At 39.7% G+C, this 19059-nt stretch carries 16 protein-coding genes, 1 pseudogene and 1 riboswitch; of the genes and pseudogenes, 3 read left to right on the forward strand and 14 right to left on the reverse strand.

From position 1 onward, the window contains the following. The first annotated feature begins 50 nt into the window (after positions 1 to 50). A riboswitch (cyclic di-GMP riboswitch) is annotated at positions 51 to 152 on the forward strand. A 58-nt stretch (positions 153 to 210) separates the two neighbouring features. The 3 genes from WHS38_05335 to WHS38_05345 all read left to right on the forward strand — a co-directional run bounded on the left by WHS38_05335 (position 211) and on the right by WHS38_05345 (position 4123). After that, positions 211 to 1293, forward strand: a complete 1083-nt coding sequence (locus WHS38_05335; GenBank protein ID MEJ5300395.1) for a fibronectin type III domain-containing protein — start codon at positions 211 to 213, stop codon at positions 1291 to 1293. Between the two features lie 20 nt (positions 1294 to 1313). Then, positions 1314 to 2765, forward strand: coding sequence for a right-handed parallel beta-helix repeat-containing protein (locus WHS38_05340; GenBank protein MEJ5300396.1), 1452 nt, complete (start codon positions 1314 to 1316; stop codon positions 2763 to 2765). Between the two features lie 218 nt (positions 2766 to 2983). Beyond that, entirely contained in the window at positions 2984 to 4123 is a 1140-nt protein-coding gene (locus tag WHS38_05345) for a glycosyltransferase (GenBank protein MEJ5300397.1), read from the forward strand. On the opposite strand, the gene WHS38_05350 is transcribed toward WHS38_05345, so the two are convergent. The 14 genes and pseudogenes from WHS38_05350 to WHS38_05415 all read right to left on the reverse strand — a co-directional run bounded on the left by WHS38_05350 (position 4101) and on the right by WHS38_05415 (position 18845). After that, positions 4101 to 5105 (reverse strand): glycosyltransferase, encoded by a 1005-nt coding sequence (locus tag WHS38_05350; GenBank protein ID MEJ5300398.1) that lies wholly within the window; start codon positions 5103 to 5105, stop codon positions 4101 to 4103. The genes WHS38_05345 and WHS38_05350 overlap by 23 nt on opposite strands. Positions 5106 to 5111: 6 nt before the next feature. Beyond that, positions 5112 to 6287, reverse strand: coding sequence for a DegT/DnrJ/EryC1/StrS family aminotransferase (locus WHS38_05355; GenBank protein MEJ5300399.1), 1176 nt, complete (start codon positions 6285 to 6287; stop codon positions 5112 to 5114). A gap of 23 nt (positions 6288 to 6310) precedes the next feature. Continuing rightward, on the reverse strand, positions 6311 to 7270 hold the full coding sequence (locus WHS38_05360; protein ID MEJ5300400.1) for a glycosyltransferase: 960 nt from the start codon (positions 7268 to 7270) through the stop codon (positions 6311 to 6313). Between the two features lie 2 nt (positions 7271 to 7272). Beyond that, positions 7273 to 8451, reverse strand: a complete 1179-nt coding sequence (locus WHS38_05365; GenBank protein ID MEJ5300401.1) for a glycosyltransferase — start codon at positions 8449 to 8451, stop codon at positions 7273 to 7275. A 13-nt stretch (positions 8452 to 8464) separates the two neighbouring features. Then, the gene (locus WHS38_05370; protein MEJ5300402.1) at positions 8465 to 9412 is read right to left on the reverse strand and encodes a glycosyltransferase family 2 protein; all 948 of its coding nucleotides are present in this window, start codon (positions 9410 to 9412) and stop codon (positions 8465 to 8467) included. Further along, positions 9409 to 10848: an O-antigen ligase family protein gene (locus WHS38_05375; protein MEJ5300403.1), complete on the reverse strand. Its 1440-nt coding sequence runs from the start codon at positions 10846 to 10848 to the stop codon at positions 9409 to 9411. The genes WHS38_05370 and WHS38_05375 overlap by 4 nt, the downstream gene beginning before the upstream one ends. 5 nt (positions 10849 to 10853) lie before the next feature. Further along, a complete protein-coding gene (locus WHS38_05380) occupies positions 10854 to 11561 on the reverse strand; it encodes a CpsD/CapB family tyrosine-protein kinase (GenBank protein ID MEJ5300404.1) in 708 nt (235 codons plus the stop codon). A 4-nt stretch (positions 11562 to 11565) separates the two neighbouring features. After that, positions 11566 to 13059 carry a Wzz/FepE/Etk N-terminal domain-containing protein gene (locus WHS38_05385; protein ID MEJ5300405.1) on the reverse strand — a complete coding sequence of 498 codons (1494 nt, stop codon included), beginning with the start codon at positions 13057 to 13059 and terminating at the stop codon, positions 11566 to 11568. Between the two features lie 20 nt (positions 13060 to 13079). Next, entirely contained in the window at positions 13080 to 14120 is a 1041-nt protein-coding gene (locus WHS38_05390) for a polysaccharide biosynthesis/export family protein (protein MEJ5300406.1), read from the reverse strand. A gap of 64 nt (positions 14121 to 14184) precedes the next feature. Next, positions 14185 to 15768 (reverse strand): AAA family ATPase, encoded by a 1584-nt coding sequence (locus tag WHS38_05395; protein MEJ5300407.1) that lies wholly within the window; start codon positions 15766 to 15768, stop codon positions 14185 to 14187. Continuing rightward, positions 15769 to 17214 (reverse strand): sugar transferase, encoded by a 1446-nt coding sequence (locus tag WHS38_05400; protein MEJ5300408.1) that lies wholly within the window; start codon positions 17212 to 17214, stop codon positions 15769 to 15771. It abuts the gene before it with no gap. 213 nt (positions 17215 to 17427) lie between these two features. After that, positions 17428 to 18228, reverse strand: coding sequence for an IS3 family transposase (locus tag WHS38_05405; protein MEJ5300409.1), 801 nt, complete (start codon positions 18226 to 18228; stop codon positions 17428 to 17430). A 23-nt stretch (positions 18229 to 18251) separates the two neighbouring features. After that, on the reverse strand, positions 18252 to 18521 hold the full coding sequence (locus WHS38_05410; GenBank protein MEJ5300410.1) for a transposase: 270 nt from the start codon (positions 18519 to 18521) through the stop codon (positions 18252 to 18254). A 174-nt stretch (positions 18522 to 18695) separates the two neighbouring features. Continuing rightward, positions 18696 to 18845 (reverse strand): annotated as a pseudogene (locus WHS38_05415) (IS1595 family transposase). Positions 18846 to 19059: the final 214 nt, after the last annotated feature.

Genomic DNA, 19059 nt, shown 5'->3' on the forward strand with positions numbered 1-19059 from the left:
TTTGCAGCAAGGCATATTTTTTGCTGAATCCTGAAGTGTGGTAACAGCTAGCCTGAAAAAGGCAAACCACTTGAAAAGGTGGGGCGCAAAGCTTCTGGCCTGTACCTCGGGTGAGTGAAATTCCCCGGGGCAATGGTAGCAGGGCCGCCAGGCTTATAAACCTGTCACATGCGCCCCTCCTGCTAAACTCTTTGCAGCAGGAGGTGTCCTATGAAACGCTTTTTTGTTCCCCTATCACTTGGCAGAATTTTTTTCGCAATCACACTGTTGTTAGCAACTGCACCTGCAACTTTTGCCAGTAGTGTCACCATCGCTTGGGATCCAGTCACATCAGTAACAGTAGGAGGATATAAGGTTTACTATGGAAAAACTAGTAGAAGTTATTCGGCGGTTATCGATGTAGGAAACAATACAACATGTACCATTTCGGATCTTATGGAAGGAAATACTTACTACATTGCTGTCACCTCTTATGATGCCCAAGGTCTGGAAAGTAATTATTCGGAGGAATTAACAGTAAACACATCTACTAAAAAGGCCGGCTCATATTTTTCCGTTGTTGCTGGAGCATCGTCCTTTTCAAGTACTGATTCAACAGTGTATTTGAACAGTTCCTTTACAAAACCTGTGGTAATACTGGGTCCTCCAACATACAATGAAAAAGACCCTGGTGTAATTAGACTTAGTAATGTCTCTGGTTCGTCCTTTACTGCCCGTTTCCAGGAATGGAAGTATCTGGGGGGCACCCATAAGGCAGAAACAGCATCGTATATAGTCTTAAACGAAGGACGTTACCAACCAGCCGACGGAAGTATTTGGGAAGCTGGAACATTAACTTTAAGCGGCACAGGCGCTTGGACCAGAGTAAATTTCTCAACCCCATTCCCTTCAGTTCCTAAAGTCTTCGCCACAGTTCAAACTGGGTGGGATCCAACACCGGTCCTTGTCCGAGTTCGTAATGTCGATACTAGCGGATTTGAGATTGCTTTTTTCCATGAAGAAGCGCAAAATAAAATACCCCACGGTGCAGAAATTGTTGGTTATCTTGCTGTATGGGCTCCTAATGACACGGGTAACATTATAAATACCCCCTATGTTCTTGGCGGCGCTATGGTAGGGTCATCCTGGGCTAATGCAGGGACGTTTTATCTCCTGAATCAGGAAGAACAGTCAGCCGATACGGAAACGAGACACAAACTTGAGCTGGTTAACATAATGGTCTTCGGCACTAACGTGTTTGCTCAAAATGTCTGGTGGATTGATACTGATCCAGCTGCTCTGAGGATCAAATAAAGCATCAGGGAGGGAAAACCATGAGATTAAGAATATTGTTCTCCACAAATGTAACGATAACCACGCTTCTTTGTATAATTTTCGTGGGGTTTGTATCTAATGTTCTTGCAGCCACGTGGATAGTTCATCCAGCAGGAGTCAAAGTAACAGGAGCAAACGAAATTTCGGGACTTAGCAACATAAACTGGAGTCTTATAAAACCGGGAGATGAACTCATTCTGAAAGGAACTGAAGGAACCTATCAGGAATTCCTCACAGTAACTGCCCAGGGAACATCATCAGCTCCTATTGTGATTCGCGCAGCAGACGGTGAAACTCCTGTGATCAAAGGATCAGTTGTTATCTCCGGTTCTTCCTACGTAACGGTGAAAGGTCTTACCGTCACTGAAAGTCCATACGCAGGTGTAATAATCTCTAATGGAAGTAATCATATTGTTGTTTCAAATTGCTCTGTTTATGGAAACGCCCTTGGGATCTGGATTGGTGATAACGCTGGCATGGAAAACCTTATTACCGAGAACACAGTGTATAACAATTCCACTCATGGCATTGCTGTCGATAGAGTAAACTGTGCTCCTGGTAAAGAAACAATCATATCGGCAAATCGTGTGTATGGAAATGGTCATCACGGAATAGAAATCTACGCTAGCTACTATATTATCGAAGGTAATGAAGTTTTCGAAAACGGTTCTGCATCTCAAGGAACAAGCGGTATACATATTTACTCAGCCGGTCCTCAGGAGAACACGGGAGATTACAACATCATTCGCTACAACATATCTTATCGCAATAAGGAAAGTAGTGGACCTGATGGAAACGGCATACAACTCGATCAGTGGTGTGATAACAACCAAGTATATTATAACGTGTGCTTTGAAAACGATGGTGCCGGGATAAGTGTATATGACAGTTCTAATGATATGATCTACAACAACACTTTAATCGGGAACATGGTAGATCCAGGAAAGAGCCATCCTTTCAAAGGAGAATTGTATCTAGCGAGCGATCCGGGCGTTAATGGTGTAAGAAATGTCACAGTAGTAAATAATATTTTATATTCTACAAGACCGTCTATTCCTGCAATAGCGGTTTATAGCCCCGTAACATCTAACCCTGTCTCTATAGGCAACAACCTGCTTTACCACGCTGGAGGAGACATACTGTTCTACTGGGGTGGACAAACAGGCAAAGACATCACTACATGGAATAAGTTAGCTTCAGGAGGTGGTGATGACATTAGCGGAAATCCTCAATTTGTATCCCTTTCAGGAACGGCATTATCTTCACCAAGAGACATTCTTCTTAAATCATCTTCCCCAGCAATAGATAAGGGTATAAATTTGGGACAGCGGCGAGACATACTTGGAACATCGGTTCCTTTAGGCAACGGAATTGATATTGGTGCTCTAGAATCGACCCCATCTGGTGCTACTCCTCCACCTCCACCAACCAATCTAAGGATTGTAAACTAAAAATAGCCGGGGAGCAAAATTAAATGTTTGCTCCCCTCGCAAGGGACCGAAATTTTCTGTTATTATAAGCTTCCCTTCCCTATTTGTGAAACTTTTCTGAACAAAATTTCACTTTGAACTCTCTATACGATCGGTTATGCTAATTAACAAATAATTAACAAAATTGATAAATTATAGAAAATTACGCAAAGTAGGTACTGCAGGTTTATGGAGGTATCATGAAAATAGCTTTATTGGGCAGTCGAGGCATTCCAGCTTCTTACAGCGGCTTTGAGACCTTTTACGAACAGTTAGCCACTAGATTAGCTAAGCAAGGTCACCAGGTAACTGTGTATAACAGAAGTCACTGGATATCTTACCGTGGAAAATTCTACAATGGTGTTGAACTTGTCCGTCTGCCTTCCATACCCACAAAACATCTGGATACAATAACTCATACATTTATCTCCACTCTGCATGCCTTACCAAGAAACTTTGATATTTACTACTATTGTATAGTAGGAAACAGCCCCGTTGCATTTATGGCAAAAAGTTTAGGAAAAAGGGTTATTCTTAATGTCGATGGGGCGGATGCTGAAAGAGATAAGTGGAAAGGAGCAGCAAAGGATTTTATTAGATTTGCAGAAAAACTTGCTCCTTTTAGCGCCCATACAATAATAGCTGACTCAAAAGCCATTTCAAAACGTTATAAAGAGCAGTTCAAAGCACGGACTGTTTATATCCCTTATGGAGCAAATCCATGGCATCGTAGCAAGGAAAAGAATAATCGCGATGTCCTTAATAGATTTTCCTTGACGTCTGATGGATATATTTTATTTGTCAGCCGTATGACTCCCGAAAATAAAGCACATTTGCTTGTCGAAGCCTTCAAAAAAGCAAATACTAACTTGAAGCTAGTTTTAGTGGGTGATGCACCTTACGTAGATGACTACAAACGATACCTTGATAGGATATGCCATGGTGACAGTCGCATAGTAAGAACTGGCTATCTTTGGGGAAGTGATTACAGACAAATAAGCTGTCATGCTAGATTTTTTGTTCTTCCTTCTACGATTGATGGCACTAGGCCCGTTTTGTTGGATCAGATGGCTTTTGGAAACTGCGTGGTAGTTTCTAATAATCCAGCTCAACAGGAAGTTGTAAAAGATTGCGGTTTATATTTTCAGAAGGAGCGCCCAGTAGAATCCCTTGCGGAAGTGATAGAATTACTTTCAAAAGACGATAAACTTGTGGATAGTCTTCGAGAAAAAGCCTTTAATCGTGTAGTAAAAATCTACTCCTGGGAAAGAATAACAAAGCAGTATGAAAAGCTTTTTATGAAGATGCTTGAAAATCCTACCATCTTTTCCCCGAGATAGCATCTTCGTAAATTGATAAGTATTGTTCAGCCATTCTACCAACAGAAAATCGTTCTTCGGCAACTGATCGGCAAGCTCGTGGATCCAGAAATTTTACCATTTTCATCGCCTTAACCATATCGAACATAGAATCGCAGATAAATCCTGTGACTCCATGGTCTATTTGTTCGGGTATACCACCCTGCCTTAAGGCAATGACAGGTGTGCCTAACGCCAGAGATTCCAGAATAACGAGGGGAAAGACATCAAACCACCTTGGAGCTTGTATGAGCGCTTTGGCGTTTTTCAACACTCCATGAGTTCCCTGAACTTCACCCAAGTATTCTATTTTAGGAAGCAACATAAGAAGAGGTCTTACTACCAGTTTGAAATATCTGCTATCTTCAACATTCCCAGCTATGTTCAGTCTTTTCCTGGCGAGGAAAGCCGCCATCATTGACAAATGCTGTCCCTTGTAAGGAGCAATCTTTGCGATATGAATCATCGGTTCATTTTTTTCGCAGGAATAATTATAGCTGGGCATGTGTAATCCATAGTGAACGTATCTTGAAGTTTTAATAAGTCTTGCATGAGCCTGGCTTGCCGCAACTAGATTAGGTCGAGCATAACCAGGGGTGGGAGGAATGCAAGAAGAGATTACAAAAGGAAATTTGTTGGGATGTCGGAGAACGTAAAGATTTTCAAAAGACCAGTCGTGAATAACATCAACAGGATTATCATCCAAATAGTTCTTCATGGCTCTGTAAAGTGGTTCTTCCGAAAGCCATGCCTTACCCTTTGTTATGCCACTTGGAACCGAGCCTGATGCAGTTTCCACAATAATTGTTTTACCAGAACAAAAGCTACCAGGAGCACCAAAAAGCACTACTTCATGCCCTTTTCTTATAAGCTCTTCTGTAAGTTCATATACAACTCGCTCTATACCTCCATATCCTTTTGGTGGAGTAGAATGGTATGGGATAGAGACCATGGCAATTCTCATTTTATTTTATCCTCCCAAAACCTTCCTTACAGCTCTAATGACATCATAAACATCGTCATCATCCAGACATCCCGATAATGGTATAGATAGAGTTCTTTCACCAATCCATTCTGCATTAGGAAAATCTCCTTTTTTCCAACCAAAAGCCTTTCTATAAAATGGATGCAGGTGAACAGGTATATAATGAACTCCTACGCCAATATTTTCAGCGGTAAGAGCGTTTATTATCGAATCCCGGCTTTTCCCTAAACGATCTATATCAATAAGAAGCGTGTAAAGATGGTATGCATGCACTGTATCAGGTGCAGGATCTAGTGGAAGGAAGACGGGAAGATCAGCAAAATGATCGTTGTATATTTGCCAGATTTCTCTACGTCTTTCCCAATATTTTTTTATTCTCTGGAATTGATGAATTCCAATGGATGCTTGAATGTCGGTCATGTTATATTTGAATCCCAGATGCACAACCTCGTAATGTCTGTAGCCTTCATCTGAAAACCGCCTCCATGCGTCCTTTGTCATTCCATGCAAAGCCATAATTTTAACTCTATCAGCAATATAATCGTCATTTGTTATTATCATGCCTCCTTCGGCTGTAGTTATATTTTTAGTTACATAAAAACTAAAACACCCTACTTTACCAAAGCAACCCGCAGGCACTCCTCGATATTCGGCTTCAATGGCGTGTGCGCAATCTTCAATCACTACAAGATCGTAGCGCCTGGCAATTTCCATAATGGAGTCCATTTCACAGGGTCTTCCAGCCATATGGACAACTATAATAGCTTTTGTATTAGAAGAAATCTTGCGTTCGATTTCGTTTGGATCGATATTCATGGTGTTTTTGTCGCAATCAGCAAGAACCGGTCGGCCTCCAGCGTGAATAATAGCATTAACGGTGGCACAAAAAGTCATAGGGGTAGTGATAACTTCATCGCCCGGTCTAATGCCTGCCGCAAGAACAGCAAGATGGAGAGCAGCAGTGCAGGAACTGACGGCGATAGCATGGGACACTTTCTTATAGGCAGCAAAAGTGTTTTCAAATTTTGCTACTTTGGGACCAGTTCCAATCCATCGCTTTCTTATGGAATCCACAACTTCCTGAATTTCTGGTTCCTCTATACACGGTGCACCGAAAACCAAGAATTTTTCTTTAGGCCTAACTGGGACTCTTTCATCCATCCTTATCTAATGCTCCCTTCAAGTCAATTTTTACGGATTTGGTTGAATATAGCTTCCCTTTTTATCGCCTGATAAAGTTTTTCGTAAATCCTAAGCCCAACATTCTTTCTGGTTGTGCCTACCATCTTTCTTGCAAGTCTTAACCAAAACCATCTTATACTTCGGTGAAAAGTCAGATCGCCAATTAGAAAGCGCAATCGATTCATCGCAGAAATGCATAGAGGAAACCTAAGCTCCTTTAGATAATGACAGTCCCTAGATCGTTTCATATACCAGACAGCAAGGCCGATTCCCTCTTTTTCGGCAATACGGAGATAGTCACTTTCTGTAAGAAAATGTCTGTGATAGCCTAAGGCATCAGGACAATAGAGAATTTTTAGTCCTCTAGAGTCCAGCCTTGCTCCCAATTCCACATCGTCACTATAGCGAATATCTTCATCAAAAAGACCGTTTTCTAATAAAAAATTTCTTTTTACAGAAAGATTACAAGTATAGAAAGCTCGCCAGTCCAGTAAAGCAAAACCGTCAGAATTAACCAACCTATCCCACTGGCCAAAACTTGAGTCTAGGTGCAATAATGCAAAGGGAGAATAAGGCAAAACCGGGTCGATGGTTACCTTACCGAGAAAAGCTATGTTGATTTGAGGATAGTTTTTATGTGCCCTTAAATGCTGAGTCAGAAGTGAAGGAGTTGCTATGGTATCGTCGTTAAAGAAGACCACAACGGGAGATTCTGACATTTCTATGGATTTGTTTCTTACTCTGTTGGGACCGGCATTTTTTTGGGTAAACCATTTTAACTTGTAGGGCATGTTGGATTCGGCCCACCGTAACACTTTCTGAGTATGGTCAGAAGATCCGTCGTCACCCACGATAACTTCGAAACAATTCGTTTCCAGAGTTTGTTCGGAAAGAGCAATCAAACAATCCTTCAGGATATCAGCTCGATTGTAAGTCGGTATAATTACTGTTAGTTCTAGCATTTTTACTTCCTGGTGTTTTGAAGTAGATCGTCATATATCGCCATAACTTTACCAACATAGCTTTCTATGGAATAAAGCTTCCTCGCCCGTTCCATAGCTTTTGCACCCATTGATCGCCTCATTTCGCTGTCCTTTACAAGAAGGCTAATTTTCTCCGCAAGGCTTTTGGGATCGTTTGGAGGAACGAGAAAGCCTGTTTCTCCGTCCAACACTGTTTCAGGGGTTCCACCTATGTTTGTGCCGACAACCGGAAGCCCCATAGCCATTGCCGCCACAACCCCTGTTGAACTCGGTTCTGGAAGTTTAGATGGCAACACAAAAACGTCCATTGCGGAAAGCCAATCGGTAATGTTTTCCTGAAAACCCGGAGCCGTAACCACGTTAACAAGTCCCAATTCTTCAATATCACGGTGAAGCTGATGGACAAATTCTTCTCGACCTGGCACAGGTCCCCCTAGGATCACAAAGTGGACGTCAGACTTATAGTCCAACATCTTCATAACCTCTTTGCAGGCTCTAACAAAAACATCCTGGCCTTTCCAATGGTTAAGACGACCAGCCATCCCAACAAGCACTGTATTTTCATCAATTCCCAGGTGAGACCTGATAATCTTCCTTGCATTTTCATCGGGCGAAAAACGGACCGTATCAACCGGGGGAAACATCTCTATGTATTTTTCACGCCACCATGGGGTATATTTAATAAAATGATCTCTGACCGCTCCAGAAACCGTGATTACTTGATCAGAAAAAGCCGATACCATCCAGGACATGGCTAAAGAAACTATTTTAGGTTTTTCCACGATCTCCATTACTGAAGACACATGAGGAATACCTGTTATAGCCGCAGCCAATTCCCCACCCCATACAGCCCCGGTATTAGTATGAACCAATGCTATGCGCTCTTTTAGAATAAATCTTCGTAGATTCGAAACAGATTTCATCAAAACAGTTACAAATCTAATAACACCCGATGGGGTAAAGTGTGCTCGTCGCAGGACAGCGAGAGGCATGATCATGGTTCTTATACCTGCCTCTCTAAGCCGCTCTATCAAGGGACCATTGACAGGAAGAAAAACAATGGGTTCATAACGAGTCTTATCCAGGTAAGTTACAAGCTGGAGCAAAATAAGATCGCTTCCATATAATTCCGCATTTGCATGTAAATACAATATTTTCATGATTTTTCCTTTTTCAGGATAGTAAACCCGCTACGTAGTGAATCATTCGTTTTCCTTTTAAGATCATATCTTTTGAGTTTAAAATCAATCCTCCCCATCCATAAATTTGAGCTCTAAGTAAAAGTCCCAAAACCATAATTAAATTAAAAGTCCAGGGCGGAACGGATGGATTCAAATGAACATAAAGTTTTTTTATATTCTTAAGCCAGAGTAATGAAAATTCGTGGGGTTTTAATTGCTTAGAGCTACTTGCCCCCTGAAGATGGATTATAGTAATACGAGGCAGGTAAACGACTCGCCAGCCATTATTCCTAAACCGACATCCCCATTCTATATCTTCGGCGAACATAAAAACATTCTCGTCCATTAATCCCACTGATCTGGCGGCATCTGTTTTGACCATCATGGCAGCGCCACTTACCCAGTCCACATCAATATGTTCAGCTTGCTCAGGATAGTTTGTTAAAAATAGTCCCTTTGCTAGACTCGGAAACAATCTGGATAGAAAAAGGTTGTGACATATAAGACTTCTAAGGGATGGTCTATAACCAGCATCTCCGACTTGTTGGCTAAAGTCAGGGAAAACCAATCGGCATCCGCTCATGCCAACATCCTTATGCTTTTCCATAAATGAAATCCACGGGGAAAAAATATCTTCTTCAGGAATGATAGTGTCCGAATTAAGCAATAGTGCATAGGGTGTGTCTATAATTCTGAGAACCTGATTGTTGGCTCGAGCAAATCCAACATTCTCTTCGTTAACTATAAGAATAACCTGAGGAAAACGCTGTCTTACCATTTCTTGAGATCCATCTGAGGAAGCATTATCCACTAAATATACCTGAAAAGGGACGGATGTTGGCTGTGACAAGAGGGATTCGAGGCATTTCTCTGTAATATCTCTGGTATTCCAACTTACCACAATAACACTTAGTATTGGCTTATGCATATGTATTGTCATTTGACCACGGCTTTCGAAAATGCCCCGACAAATCCAATCATGAAAAACATTAGATATGATGCTGTTGGACTAACTATAAAACCAGGATCTATCAAACCGTGAATCAGATGAGCACAGATTCCCATAATAGCACCAGCTACAATTCCTCGCGATTTTTCATCACCTGAGTATTTAAAAACTTTAATCGCTCTAAACAACGGCACGGCGAATATACCCAAGAAAGCCATAAGCCCTACAATTCCTGTTTCTGTAGCAACGAGTAAATAAATATTATGAACGACATGCTTGTATCCTCTGAAAATCATTGCATGACCTGTAACATCGTAAGTCTTAAAGACCTCCGAAAAATTATTAAGCCCAACTCCAAAAACGGGGAATTGAGATATAATAGAAAGTGCTGCCTTATTAAGTGGCATTCTTACTGCCATTGCCTGGTAATCCTTGCCCAGGAAACGTTCTATGATGAAAGGAGAAAAAGATACTATTAGAGCTATTCCAAGAAAGGCAAGTCCGAGAATTTTAACAAAAACATTCTTTCGTATAATAGATTTGCCGTAGGTCAGGAAGACTGTGCCAGCCATAGCAAAGGGATATGCAACCCAGGCTCCTCTTGATTTGCTAAGTATAAGAGCGACAGTCCCAAGAATAAAGGCAACGCCAGACAATAACCTTACACTGGACTTCCATGATGAAATAAATATTCCAAGAATTAAGGGAAGAGTCATTTCTAGATAATAACCGAGAAAGTTAGGATGACCAAGCGTCCCCATGGCTCTATGAACTTTTTGACCGGGAAATAATTCCTTGATCGTCTTGAGTGCAAAAATATCCATAGCTGGAGGCGGAAAGGATTTTAAAAAAAACTGTAGCATAGCAAGAATCGATTGGAAGATAACAGCAACGGCCGTAAACACTCCTATCTTTTTTAACAGATTACCGTCGGATATATTAAGAACAGTCAACATCACAAAACCGAGCATTAAAAGCCTTACAATCTCAAGAAATGTAAACATAGGATACATTGCATTAATAAGGCTTAACAATCCACAAAGGATGAAGATAATAAGAGCAGAACCCTCGGGACCAACGTATAACCGATTTGATGATATTCTCTCCCGAATAGTCATAAAAAATAATATCAGTGCTACACATAACGTTACAGAAATAGATATACTTGCCGCACCACCAACGTGTTTTTCCACAAGGAAGTTGACGTCCAAATTTACAGGGATTGTAAATATCAAAAGAAAAGTCAGCAAATTCATTCTATGATGACTTTTTAAAATCGCAACAATCAATCCAAAAACTAAAATCAGTGAGAAACCGATAGTGTATTTTAGAGGGGAATATGCAAAAAGAATAGCCATTAAAGCGGAACACATTCCTAGCAGGGCAGGCCAGATAAAACGGTAAATTGACAATCTAGCAACTGTCATAATAATTATATCCGATCGTATAGCCATTTAGGTATAAAATACTTTTTACCGTTCAAAATCCCTCCAAGTATCCGGACATTTCCTCTTTTTAGCCTATCCAAAGCGGCGGCTACAGATTTGGTCGGTGTATGGTGAGCCTTTATAACAAAAATTATTCCGTCGAGTTTTTTAGCTAACAACAAAACCTCAGGGCAGGCGTGCACCGGAGGGAGATCGAAAATAGCGTAGTCGGAAATGGCTCTAAGTTTCTCAAGAAAAACTTCCATTTGTGGATGGGTATATACAAGATAAGGATTTGGACTCAATTGTCCGGTTGTTATAAAACGTATCGGAAGATCTCCTCTACCATGGATAAAATTTTCTAAATCTAAATTTGTTGACATTAAGATGTCGCAAATACCAGGAGATTGATTAAGATTTTCCATGAGATGAAGAGAAGGAGACCGAAAATTAGCATCTATTATGAAAGTGGGCCTCTCACCGTGATAACAAAGGGCGTAAGCTAACATCCTGCTCACGGTTGATACCCCTTCACCTGGTTGACTGGAAATAATTCCAACAAGCCTTGGGGATTTTTCTTCGGAACCAACAACATCAAAAAAAGACCCCAAAAGATGTTGCTGAATATCGGCAATACCAGCAAATGGATCCTGTAACGGTTCTGAATACTTTCCTCTTAATGATCTATCCATAGCTTCAGAAAATATACCCATAGTTTCACACCTTTCTCAGCATTTCTATTTCCGGTATTGTGGCAATATGTCTAATTCCTATTTCCTCTAAATCGCTTCCTCTCTCAAACGTTGTTCCCATAGCATCCTTAATAAAGGATGCTACAAGCCCGATTACAAAAGAAACAAACAAGGTCAATACTAGAATAAGGGTTTTCCTTGGCCAAATAGGATCAATAGGTGGTATTGGGTCGTGAATCAATTCAACACTTGCTATACTCCATTTGTCCATTTCCTTCATTATTCTCATTTCTTCAGCTTTTTTCTTGTAAAGCAAATAATTTTCTTCGAGAAGTTTCTTATTTCGCAACAATTGCTGATAATGAAGTTCCGTTTGAACAAGATTGTTCAGCTTTGCCTTGTTTGCTTCCAGGTCTTCTTGAAGTTTACTATATTGTTCTCGTAAATTATTTGCCTCAACATTCAAGAGTCTGATTAAACTTTCGGCTTTATGTTTCCTGAGTTCTTTTATTTGTTCTTCCACCTGCTGCACTTCACGAGCCTTAGGAGTAAAGATTTGTAACATTCCATCTAGCTGATTTCTCAAGTCAAAGTATTTTTTGTCAAGAGTGGTAAGATCTGTAAATTGAACACCAAGAGAACCAATATGGGGGGTTTCAATCCAATCCTTACCGGAAGCTAGAAGCCTTTTAACTTCATTTTTCTTTACTTCAACCTCCGAGAGTCTTAAGGAAATATCCTGCATCCTGGCTATTATTCTTTCTTGCTCTGAAAGAAGAATTTCTTTTTGTTTTGATGTTTCCGCCACTGTGTGCTGTTGCTGAAAAGCTAGCAATTCATCTTCTGCTTTCTTAAGCTTGTCTTCGTGTTCTTTGATCTGTTCTTCATAGAATTCGAGAGATTGGGGGGATCTGGCTATAGAATTTCTCAGATCTAAGTAAGCTTGAGCATATAACCTTGCTCCATAAGCAGCCGTCTCAGGATCAGTCCATCTAAAAGCAATTCTTATGACATTTGAATCTTCCTGCCAGGACACTTTAGTAGCAGATCTTATTCTTTTGAAAAGTTGTTCATCCTCAGTTTCTTTTTTTAAAATGCCCACCGCCTGAAAAATATTCTTTAGCACCTCCCATGGAAACGAAACAGATTTAATAACCACATCTCGAAAACTTACATGCTTTTTTGTCTGTTCAGCGAGCTTTTCCTTGAACTTGGGAAGCATTTTATATATCACCGCATGGCTTTTAAGAATTTCCAGTTCATCGTGGACAATCTGGGACGTTTCTTGAAGTAAAACATTATAAGGTGCTTGAGGAAGAACAGAAAGAGGAGCAACTCTTTCTTTTCCAAGCTTTACAATAAATTTAGCTTCAGCATTAAATACGGGACGAGCTAGGATACAATAAACAACAGCAACAATCATAGAAAATCCTACAACTGCCAAGATAAACTTCTTAAACTTAAACGGAACATTGACTAGTTCCCTAAGCGTTAATTTACGTTCCGATGCGATTTCCATAGAATTTTATCCTTTTTTAATTAGTTTCCACTGCCTTTTACTTCATAAGAAAACCCGAAACTCACTCCATTAAACATAAATATGTTTTTGATATAGTCTTCAACGAATTCACCAATTTTTGCTGCTGTTGTTTTTGGCACATAAACAACACTGTTTTTAGGTAATATAAACTCCTTTTCTAGCTTACCTTTATCAGAAATTTGTTTTACATTTACGGTCCTAACTACAGACTTAAGATTGTCATCCCAAAACAAAACCTTAACCTGAGAAAGATCTCCGGTCCGTCTAGGACCTCCCGCCATTGATAGAACTTGAACCACGGTTACAGGATAACCAAGAGGAAACATACCGGGACGATTTACTTCGCCAAAAACGAAAACTTTGTTTCCTTTAACTTCATCTAAAAGCACTGAAACAGTAATAGAACCAAACTTCTTTTTATACGATTCATTAATGTCTTCTTGCAAATCTCTGACTGTTTTACCAGCCGCTTTAACTCCACCAACGTAAGGTAGGTAAACATAGCCATCTGGAGCAACAATAATCTTTTTGGCTTGTCCTCTTTCGGTGGTCTGGAGTGCCGTTCTTAATTCCCACACTTTTGACGCATATTCCTGAACCCTCACGGTTACCGCAGGTTTTTTGAAAACGTCCGAATAGACCGTGGCAATCTCCTTCGCTAACTCATCTGGGGTTTTCCCAACCGCCATAATTTCACCCTTAAGGGGCAAGGTTATTCTACCATCTGGTCTTACGACGTGAACTCGATTCATATCTGGATGGAAAGCTATTTCGACTTCTATTTTATCATCCACCCTGAGCCTGTAGTCTTCAACTTCCCGTTCTGCTGTTGCATGGTATATAATTTCGAGCACGTCACCTGGCGCCAGAGTGTATAAATTTATACCTTCACGTACTTCTCTGGCTATTTCCGATTTGACGATTTCTATGTTCTCCTGAAAATTCTCCTGAATTGCCGCTGTCTTTGGAGACTCACCATTATGTATAGCTCCAGCACAGCCAGTTATGGATATCATCAAAAGAAACACCAACCACTTCATAATTACTCCTATGTTTTGACGGTTTAACAGTAATTTACTTTTCAATACTTTAACTGCATCCTGCCTAGTTCCCAATTCTTTTTTCAAACCCTATTGGAAGGTGGTCGTGAGGAAGAGAAAGGAGAGCTTCTTTAGCATAATTTAGATCCCCAAACGGTCCCACGTAAACACGATAGGTAATTCTATCACTGGAGTCAACAGCTACTATGGAAGCTTGATAATTAAAGGAGCTAATTTCCTTTAGCTTTTTTGTGGCTTTATCTGCCTGAGAAGTAGAATAGTAGTGAACAAAATATCTTCCATCTCCACTTTTGAAAATCAAGCTCTCAGGCGTCAGTTTGGGAAAAACGATTTTTTGACCAGCATAAATAAAATTAATGTTTTTAATAGATGGGTTGTACCTTTGAACAATGTCCAGTAATGTTTCATTACTCTTTCCGTAAACTTCAACAATTATTTTTAGTAACGCTTCTTGAGGTTTAACTCCTCTAGTAACATCAATTTCCTTCGTTACAGCTTCAAGATCAGACGGCAAAATATAATGACTATCCTGTTCGTCTTTGGTTCTTTGTTCCAAAATATAATTTCTCTCGTCCGTATCTTCTACATCTTGTCCAATATTTTTGAAAAATCCAAACATTGCATCATCAATTTTAGTTACAGAAGGCACTAAAATCTCTGAATTTACTTCATATCCGGAAGAATTTTTATAAATAGAAACATCTCTACCAGTCCACAAGAAATTAAGTTCTCCCATTTTTACCCCAACAAACAGGATAACACCTATAACGACGCTCCCTGTAATAATGATAGCCTTTCTGGAAGCATAATAACCCGAAGGTTTGGAAGGCAGGGATTCCTTAATAGCTTGCTTTACAATTGATGGTTTTATAACTCTAACTCCGGCAACATAACCTCCCAAAAGTGCGTTATCGCATATGGTGTTAATCAATCGAGGAATTCCACCACTTTTGCGAAAAATAAAACGCATAGCTTCTTTCGTGAAGGGATTACTAAAAGCTCCGGCAACAAGCATACGATGCTGTATATAATTCATAGTTTCCGCAAAACTCAGAGGACGTAAAACTCGCTGGATTAGTATTCTTTGTCTTAATTGACGAAGTTCCGGAGCCTCAATCTTTTTGAGAAGCTCAATTTGCCCCACAAGTACAATATTGATAAGTTTCTTTTCGGAAGTCTGCAAATTTGACAAAAGTCTTATAAATTCGAGGGATTTTAAACTAAGATGTTGTGCTTCATCAAAGAGTAACACCACCTTTTTGCCTTCTTCCGCAATAGTTGAAAGACGCTCAGTAACGGCCTCCACAAGATGCTGTGGAGATGGAAATTTTTGATCTGCTATCTCTAGCTTATCCGCTAAGTATTTCAGAAGTTGAGACATTGATACAAAAGGATAGTCAACATATATTGCAATAATCGAAGATGGAACAGTTTTAAGATAGGTTTGGATAAGGGTGGTTTTACCAGTTCCCACCTCACCAGAAATAACTATAAGCCCCTTGTCTTCTTCAACTCCATAACGTATTGCAGCGAGAGCTTCTTTATGGTCGTATGAATAGTAAAAAAATGATGGATCAGGAATATTTTCAAAAGGCTTTCGATTTAATCCATAAAAATCCAGATACATTTACATAGCTCCACTTCCCTTTAGCACGACTCCAAAGGTTTTCCAAAGAATTAGTAGGTCAAGCCATAATGACCAGTTGTCAATATAGAAAAGATCTAAAGCCATCCAATCATCAAATTTCATATTGCTTCTTCCGCTCACCTGCCAGAGTCCCGTAATGCCCGGTATAACTGTAAAACGTCGCCAATGTCTATCATCGTAAAACCTTTCGTAATCTCTTAAAGGAAGTGGTCTAGGTCCTACAAGACTCATCTCACCTTTTATTACATTAAACAATTGAGGAAGCTCATCAATGCTGGTTTTACGAAGGAAGCGACCAACTGGGGTAATTCTAGGATCATTGACCATTTTAAATGCAGCGCCCTTAGTTTCATTACTACTCTCTAACTCAGCCAAACGAGCCTCTGCATCTTCATACATTGTTCTGAATTTATATAAAGTGAATATTCTCTTTCCTTTGCCTACCCTTTTTTGCTTGAAAATAACAGGACCGGGCGAACTATACTTTACAGCTATAGTGGCACATAACATAACTGGTGAAAGAACTATAACCAACAACCATGCTACAATTACATCGAACATTCGTTTTAACATCACATAAAATGGGTCTTCAAGATCAGAAGATCCAGTTTTTATCCATACACTTCCATCTTTATCGCCTTCCAACATCGTTTTAATATCTAATTTATAAGTCAGACTTTCAACATCCATAACAGGACTCACCTTAACTGGAATGCCATGAATCATACATTCTTTTACGACTTCGGTTATCAGGTCATAATATGAACGAACAGGAAGAAAAACATAAACTTCATCAACCACCTGATGTCTAAGGATATCGAGCAATTTACTTTCAGCAATGAAAGTTATATCAGAAAAATTTTTTTCCCAAAAACTTTCTCTTTTTTCTACATCGAGCACAACAGGAACTGTATAACATCCACTCTGATTTTTTCTGATTTTATCTATAAAGGATATAGCCCTAGCTCCTGTTCCTACCACTAAAATCCTTTTAACCATTGGACATGATGTAACAAAACGATTGAGTATCCAACCTAAAGTGTAATCGTAAGCCGTCAATAATCCAAATAAAATTACTCCTGAAATAAGGGAAATATAGATTGAGCGATAAAACTCAACTCCCATTAAAACCAGAAAAACAAAGCTTAAGAAAGCTAATACCATGCCCGATACAAAATTGGGGACCAATAAACTAATAGGTTTTTGCTCAAAAATTATACGCTCCTTTTTTGCAAACTTTTCAGAGACTTCCCACCAAACAATTGCAACTAGAAAAATCAGAACATCTAAAAGACGAGATCCAAACCCAAAATTCTCAACGTTATTTGAATTTTCTAAATGCAAAATACATATAAACAAAACCGCAAAAGATACGATATTTAACCATTTAAAAAACACAAAAAATATTCTCTTTCTACTTTCCATTTATTCTTTCCTCTCTCTCAATTTTACTTTTTGTTTATTGTAACTTGCGAACTTAAACCGTCAAAGAAAAAAGACAATTAAAAACAATATTGAAGGGATAACCCTGGGCGGTTACTCATATTGTGGGAACAACCTGTGATATGCCCCCAAAAATGAGACATGTGTTATGAGAGAGTTACATCTATGTGCCCCCTTTTTGGGACAGTTGTTATGTCAAAGACGATAGTACTCATTCCATACCTCCATGGGAGTTCTATATCGAAGAGCGGAATGAGGCCTTTCTGTGTTATAGCTCTTTACCCAATTTACTATTTTCTGCTGAGCAGACTCAAGTGTATCAAACTCCTCCCGTTCAAGCAATTCATCTCTCATAGTCCCCTGGTAACTCTCAATATGCCCATTGTTAAAAGGTTGCCCTGGCGGTGTCACCTCCTCTCGAATTCTCCATTTTTTGATGATTTTTTGAAATTCCTCAGATCTGAATTCAGGCCCGTCATCACGCCTGAAAACCCTTGGTGAACCATAAACTCTACAGAGGTTATCAAGATGTTCTGCTATGGCTGTGCCAGGCAGAGAGTATTCTACTCTGGGTTCAAAACCTCTGCGACTGAAGACATCCAGAACATTAAACATCCTGAATGCCCTTCCAGAGACTATCCTATCGTGCAAAAAATCTCCTGCCCATACATGCCCTGGGAACTCCGCCTTAGTTGCCTCAAGAGGCTTTATGGGCTTACAATGCTTTTTAACAGAGACGCTGACAGGTTTTTGAAGATTTGCAGAAATGTAGAGCCTGTAAAGCTTTTTGCGATTTACATTTACGCCTTGTTTTCTGAATTCAGCCCAGATCATTCTGTAACCCCAGGATGGGTGCTTAAAAGCTATGTGTTTTATCCTATCAAGCAATTCACGATCCTTTTCCGTACGTTGTCTATAAAAGGAAGCTCTGGGGATGCCAAACCTTTTACAGAGAACCGATACAGGAATCTTAAATTGTGTATGAGCCTGATGCATAAGTATTTTCAAGTCTTCCTTGCTCAAATGTTTTTTTTAATTATGTCAGTAAGAGCTTGTACTTCGAGCTCTTTCTCAGCAAGGAGTCTTTTAAGTCTTAAGTTTTCCTCTTCAAGGACTTTCAGGCGTTTTGCTTCTGAAGCGGACATGCCTTTGTATTTCTGCCTCCATCGGTATATGGTGTTGGGACTAATTCCATACTTTCTTGCAACGGAAGATACAGGATTGCCAGGAAGATCTGCCTCTGCGATGATCTTGATTATCTGGTCAACCGAAAACTTATTAGGTCTCATATCTTTCGCCTCCTTACAAAATGTTACATAATTGGTGTCTCATTTTTGGGGAGCAGTTCACCTGAAACGTACAAATACACGTTCACGATAAGAAATAATTTTCGAACACCCTTACAAAAAAGATTTGTTAAAATGATATATTTTAAGGAAACATTTTTTATAATTCATTATCGATCATGCCCTTAGCTCCGCAAATGTTATAGTGGTAGTGTTGATGCAAGCATGCAGCAATCGATTAAAAAGTTGGGATTCCCAAAATCTACGATTAGTTTTATAGCAGAACTCTGCGAGGTATCTTCCAAGGTGCTTTGAGCTTACTCCATGATGTACACCTCTAACCCAAGTTCGCCACTTTTTGTGGCGAAAATGGCATTTTTGCCTCTTTTGGGAAGTCTAACTTATTGAAATTATGGATTGGCCAGGGTAGAAATCTTAATGTAGTGTCAGAAGAGAGGTTAGTTGTCCTTGACAAAGCCAATGCATTGAGATATTATTGCTTCGCTATGTTTATCAGAAAAGCCAGAAAAATAGACCGAAC

Source organism: Thermodesulforhabdaceae bacterium, from assembly GCA_037482015.1.
GTDB lineage: Bacteria > Desulfobacterota > Syntrophobacteria > Syntrophobacterales > Thermodesulforhabdaceae > JAOACS01.

What these genes read in the sequence shown, in the direction of transcription:
- WHS38_05335 (MEJ5300395.1), top strand. Translation starts at nt 211, where the DNA reads ATGAAACGCTTTTTTGTTCCCCTATCACTTGGCAGAATTTTTTTCGCA.
- WHS38_05340 (MEJ5300396.1), top strand. Translation starts at nt 1,314, where the DNA reads ATGAGATTAAGAATATTGTTCTCCACAAATGTAACGATAACCACGCTT.
- WHS38_05345 (MEJ5300397.1), top strand. Translation starts at nt 2,984, where the DNA reads ATGAAAATAGCTTTATTGGGCAGTCGAGGCATTCCAGCTTCTTACAGC.
- WHS38_05350 (MEJ5300398.1), bottom strand. Translation starts at nt 5,105, where the DNA reads ATGAGAATTGCCATGGTCTCTATCCCATACCATTCTACTCCACCAAAA.
- WHS38_05355 (MEJ5300399.1), bottom strand. Translation starts at nt 6,287, where the DNA reads ATGGATGAAAGAGTCCCAGTTAGGCCTAAAGAAAAATTCTTGGTTTTC.
- WHS38_05360 (MEJ5300400.1), bottom strand. Translation starts at nt 7,270, where the DNA reads ATGCTAGAACTAACAGTAATTATACCGACTTACAATCGAGCTGATATC.
- WHS38_05365 (MEJ5300401.1), bottom strand. Translation starts at nt 8,451, where the DNA reads ATGAAAATATTGTATTTACATGCAAATGCGGAATTATATGGAAGCGAT.
- WHS38_05370 (MEJ5300402.1), bottom strand. Translation starts at nt 9,412, where the DNA reads ATGACAATACATATGCATAAGCCAATACTAAGTGTTATTGTGGTAAGT.
- WHS38_05375 (MEJ5300403.1), bottom strand. Translation starts at nt 10,848, where the DNA reads ATGACAGTTGCTAGATTGTCAATTTACCGTTTTATCTGGCCTGCCCTG.
- WHS38_05380 (MEJ5300404.1), bottom strand. Translation starts at nt 11,561, where the DNA reads ATGGGTATATTTTCTGAAGCTATGGATAGATCATTAAGAGGAAAGTAT.
- WHS38_05385 (MEJ5300405.1), bottom strand. Translation starts at nt 13,059, where the DNA reads ATGGAAATCGCATCGGAACGTAAATTAACGCTTAGGGAACTAGTCAAT.
- WHS38_05390 (MEJ5300406.1), bottom strand. Translation starts at nt 14,120, where the DNA reads ATGAAGTGGTTGGTGTTTCTTTTGATGATATCCATAACTGGCTGTGCT.
- WHS38_05395 (MEJ5300407.1), bottom strand. Translation starts at nt 15,768, where the DNA reads ATGTATCTGGATTTTTATGGATTAAATCGAAAGCCTTTTGAAAATATT.
- WHS38_05400 (MEJ5300408.1), bottom strand. Translation starts at nt 17,214, where the DNA reads ATGGAAAGTAGAAAGAGAATATTTTTTGTGTTTTTTAAATGGTTAAAT.
- WHS38_05405 (MEJ5300409.1), bottom strand. Translation starts at nt 18,228, where the DNA reads ATGCATCAGGCTCATACACAATTTAAGATTCCTGTATCGGTTCTCTGT.
- WHS38_05410 (MEJ5300410.1), bottom strand. Translation starts at nt 18,521, where the DNA reads ATGAGACCTAATAAGTTTTCGGTTGACCAGATAATCAAGATCATCGCA.